Origin of the sequence: Burkholderia sp. AU45388, assembly GCF_030481585.1 — a bacterium.
Classification (GTDB): Bacteria; Pseudomonadota; Gammaproteobacteria; order Burkholderiales; family Burkholderiaceae; genus Burkholderia; species Burkholderia sola.
Genome location: NZ_JAUJPV010000051.1, coordinates 1 through 3,803 on the forward strand (window position 1 = coordinate 1; position 3,803 = coordinate 3,803).

The 3,803-nt window shown below is 64.8% G+C and carries 2 protein-coding genes and 1 pseudogene; all 3 read left to right on the forward strand.

What is annotated here, in order from left to right; translation table 11 throughout:
- Window positions 1-410, forward strand: a 410-nt coding sequence (locus QZM72_RS35275; RefSeq protein ID WP_301740420.1) for an HlyD family secretion protein, incomplete at its 5' end; no start/stop codon positions are given.
- Window positions 411-425: 15 nt separating this feature from the next.
- Window positions 426-3,626, forward strand: a complete 3,201-nt coding sequence (gene bpeB, locus QZM72_RS35280; RefSeq protein ID WP_089468333.1) for an efflux RND transporter permease BpeB — start codon at window positions 426-428, stop codon at window positions 3,624-3,626.
- A pseudogene (locus tag QZM72_RS35285) lies at window positions 3,626-3,803 on the forward strand (multidrug transporter); the annotation flags it as partial. The gene bpeB and the pseudogene QZM72_RS35285, both read left to right, overlap by 1 nt.

Here is a 3,803-nt window from a genome sequence, read left to right on the forward strand (position 1 = left end):
TGTTCGTGCGCGCCCGGATCGAGGAAGGCGTGAACGAGAACGCATTCCTGGTGCCGCAGATCGGCGTCACGCACGACCAGAAGGGGCAGGCGATCGCGATGGTGGTGAACGCCAGCAACAAGGTCGAGCCGCGTCCGCTGAAGACTAGCGGGATGCAAGGCCAGAACTGGATCGTCGAAGGCGGTCTGCAAGCGGGCGATCACGTGATCGTGCAAGGCGTCGACAAGGTCCGCCCGGGTGCGACCGTGAAGTCGGTTCCCGCGCAGCTCGCCCCGGCGGCCGATGCCGCCTCGGGCGCCGCTGCCCCCGCCGCGCCGGCCGCCGCCGGGTCCGGCGCCGCTGCCGCATCCGGTGCCGCCGCATCGGGCGCCGCGCCGGCGAGTGCTGCCGCTGCCTCGAGCGCGAAATAACAGGGAGCCTGCTTCATGGCAAAGTTTTTTATCGATCGCCCGATCTTCGCGTGGGTGATCGCCATCATCCTGATGCTGGCCGGGGTTGCGGCGATCTTCACGCTGCCGATCTCGCAGTATCCGACGATCGCGCCGCCATCGATCCAGATCACCGCGAACTACCCGGGCGCTTCCGCGAAGACGGTGGAAGACACGGTGACGCAGGTGATCGAGCAGCAGATGAGCGGTCTCGACAACTTCCTGTACATGTCGTCGACGAGTGACGACTCGGGCAACGCGACGATCACGCTGACCTTCGCGCCGGGCACCAACGCCGACATCGCGCAGGTCCAGGTGCAGAACAAGCTGTCGCTCGCGACGCCGGTTCTGCCGCAGGTCGTGCAGCAGCTCGGTCTGTCGGTCACGAAGTCGAGCAGCAGCTTCCTGCTGGTGCTCGCCTTCAACTCCGAAGACGGCAGCATGAACAAGTACGACCTCGCGAACTTCGTGGCGTCGCACGTGAAGGATCCGATCAGCCGGCTGAACGGCGTCGGTACCGTCACGCTGTTCGGCTCGCAGTACGCGATGCGGATCTGGCTCGACCCGAACCGCCTGACCAACTACGGCCTCACGCCGGTCGACGTCAGCTCGGCGATCACCGCGCAGAACGTGCAGATCGCGGGCGGCCAGATCGGCGGCACGCCGGCGAAGCCGGGCACCGTGCTGCAGGCGACGATCACCGAATCGACGCTGCTGCAGACGCCCGAGCAGTTCGGCAACATCCTGCTGAAGGTCAACCAGGACGGCTCGCAGGTTCGCCTGAAGGACGTCGCGCAGATCGGCCTCGGCGGCGAAAACTACAACTTCGACACGAAGTACAACGGTCAGCCGACCGCGGCACTCGGTATCCAGCTCGCGACCAACGCGAACGCGCTCGCGACCGCGAAGGCCGTGCGCGCGAAGATCGACGAGCTCGCACCATTCTTCCCGCACGGCCTCGTCGTGAAGTATCCGTACGACACGACGCCGTTCGTGAAGCTGTCGATCGAGGAAGTGGTCAAGACGCTGCTCGAAGGTATCGTGCTCGTGTTCCTCGTGATGTACCTGTTCCTGCAGAACCTGCGGGCGACGATCATCCCGACGATCGCGGTGCCGGTCGTGCTGCTCGGTACGTTCGCGATCATGTCGATGGTCGGCTTCTCGATCAACACGCTGTCGATGTTCGGGCTCGTGCTCGCGATCGGCCTGCTGGTCGACGATGCGATCGTGGTGGTCGAGAACGTCGAGCGCGTGATGGCGGAGGAGGGGCTGTCGCCGAAGGAGGCGACCCGCAAGGCGATGGGCCAGATCACCGGCGCGCTCGTCGGCGTGGCGCTCGTGCTGTCGGCGGTGTTCGTGCCGGTCGCATTCTCCGGCGGCTCGGTCGGCGCGATCTATCGTCAGTTCTCGCTGACGATCGTGTCGGCGATGGTGCTGTCGGTGCTCGTCGCGTTGATTCTGACGCCGGCATTGTGCGCGACGATCCTCAAGCCGATCCCGCAGGGGCATCACGAAGAGAAGAAGGGCTTCTTCGGCTGGTTCAACCGCACGTTCAACACCAGCCGCGACAAGTACCACGTTGGCGTGCACCACGTGATCAAGCGCTCGGGCCGCTGGCTCATCATCTATCTGGTCGTGATCGTCGCGGTCGGGCTGCTGTTCGTGCGCCTGCCGAAGTCGTTCCTGCCCGATGAAGACCAGGGCCTGATGTTCGTGATCGTGCAGACGCCGTCGGGTTCGACGCAGGAAACGACCGCGAAGACGCTCGCGAACATTTCCGACTACCTGCTGAAGGACGAGAAGGACATCGTCGAATCGGCGTTCACGGTCAACGGCTTCAGCTTCGCGGGCCGCGGCCAGAACTCCGGTCTCGTGTTCGTGCGCCTGAAGGATTACTCGCAGCGTCAGCATGCGAACCAGAAGGTACAGGCGCTGATCGGCCGGATGTTCGGGCGTTACGGGAGCTACAAGGACGCGCTCGTGATCCCGTTCAACCCGCCGTCGATTCCCGAACTCGGTACGGCTGCCGGCTTCGACTTCGAGCTGACGGACAACGCCGGTCTCGGCCACGACGCGCTGATGGCCGCGCGTAACCAACTGCTCGGCATGGCTTCGAAGGATCCGACGCTGCAGGGTGTCCGTCCGAACGGCCTGAACGATACGCCGCAGTACAAGGTCGACATCGACCGCGAGAAGGCGAATGCGCTGGGCGTGACGGCGGATGCGATCGACCAGACGTTCTCGATCGCGTGGGCGTCGAAGTACGTGAACAACTTCCTCGATACCGACGGCCGGATCAAGAAAGTCTACGTGCAGGCCGACGCGCCGTTCCGCATGACGCCGGAAGACATGAACATCTGGTACGTGCGCAACGGGTCGGGCGGGATGGTGCCGTTCAGCGCGTTCGCAACCGGTCACTGGACGTACGGTTCGCCGAAGCTCGAGCGTTACAACGGTGTGTCGGCGATGGAAATCCAGGGTCAGGCCGCACCGGGCAAGTCGACCGGTCAGGCAATGGCCGCGATGGAAACGCTCGCGAAGAAGCTGCCGGTCGGTATCGGCTATTCGTGGACGGGCCTGTCGTTCCAGGAAATCCAGTCCGGTTCGCAGGCGCCGATCCTGTACGCGATCTCGATCCTCGTCGTGTTCCTGTGTCTGGCGGCGCTGTATGAAAGCTGGTCGATTCCGTTCTCGGTGATCATGGTCGTGCCGCTCGGCGTGATCGGTGCACTGCTCGCGGCCACGATGCGCGGCCTCGAGAACGACGTGTTCTTCCAGGTCGGCCTGCTGACTACCGTGGGCTTGTCCGCGAAGAACGCGATTCTGATCGTCGAGTTCGCGCGGGAACTGCAGCAGACGGAGAAGATGGGGCCGATCGAGGCCGCGCTGGAAGCGGCGCGCCTGCGGCTGCGTCCGATCCTGATGACGTCGCTCGCGTTCATTCTCGGCGTGATGCCGCTCGCGATCAGCAACGGCGCGGGTTCGGCCAGCCAGCACGCAATCGGCACGGGCGTGATCGGCGGGATGATCACGGCGACGTTCCTCGCGATCTTCATGATCCCGATGTTCTTCGTGAAGATCCGCGCGATCTTCAGCGGCGAGAAGGAAGACGTCGACGAGGCGCTGCGCCTGGCTCAGGAGCACTCGCACCACGAAGAGAAGCCGGGCAACGGCGACGAAGGCAACAAGGGACAGTGATGATGCAAAAACACGCTTTGACTGCAATCGCAGTCGCGCTCTTTGCCACGGGCTGCACGATGGCGCCGCATTACAAGCGGCCCGACGCACCCGTCGCGCAGGCGTACCCGGCCGGCGGCGTCTACGCGACGCAGCCGGGCGCGGCCGGCGCGCGCAGCGCGAACGGCCAGGCGGCGA

What these genes read in the sequence shown, in the direction of transcription:
- bpeB (WP_089468333.1), top strand. Translation starts at nt 426, where the DNA reads ATGGCAAAGTTTTTTATCGATCGCCCGATCTTCGCGTGGGTGATCGCC.